1 protein-coding gene is annotated in these 484 nt (G+C 63.2%); it reads right to left on the bottom strand.

What is annotated here, in order from left to right; translation table 11 throughout:
* Window positions 1-277 (bottom strand): hypothetical protein (locus AB4Y92_RS25640; RefSeq protein ID WP_441822179.1); only part of this gene is annotated, 277 nt, incomplete at its 3' end.
* Window positions 278-484: the final 207 nt, after the last annotated feature.

Raw genomic sequence — 484 nt, 5'->3', positions numbered from 1 at the left:
GTGCAGTCTCCTGCCCACCGGAAAAGGCGCGCCCCTGGATGGCGTCCGTGATGATGTATTTCGGCAGCTCAAGCGAAAGATAATAGAAGGGAAAGGACAGCAGCACGATCGCGATGATCTGGAGCTGCTGCCGACGGCTGTTGCGCCAGATATAGGCAAACAGCCCGATTGTTGGCGCGTTCGCCTCAACCGGCGCCTGAGGCGCGGCTTGCGCTGCCGCCTGTCCTGGCCGCGAGCGCAGGCGCTGTGCTGCCTGCAGGGAGGAACCATCCGCCATGGAGCGCATCCGGCCTGTGATGTGAGCGCTGCGCTCCAGCGTACCGCAATTTTCGCGTGTTGCGGACAATAGCTTCCCTGCGCCTGCGCATCAGTTCAGCGTATCCGTCTCCCCCCAGGGGCGCGGAGCATGCCGGCTCAGCGGCCCCCACTGAGCAGCCTCTGCATGGGTCAGTCCGATATCGTTCAACGTGTGCTCATCCATTGC

Source organism: Lysobacter sp. TAB13 (assembly GCF_052113885.1).
In the GTDB taxonomy this organism is placed as follows: Bacteria; Pseudomonadota; Gammaproteobacteria; order Xanthomonadales; family Xanthomonadaceae; genus Lysobacter; species Lysobacter gummosus.
The sequence above is the reverse complement of the archived record's forward strand: the minus strand, read 5'-3'. Positions and strand labels throughout refer to the sequence as shown.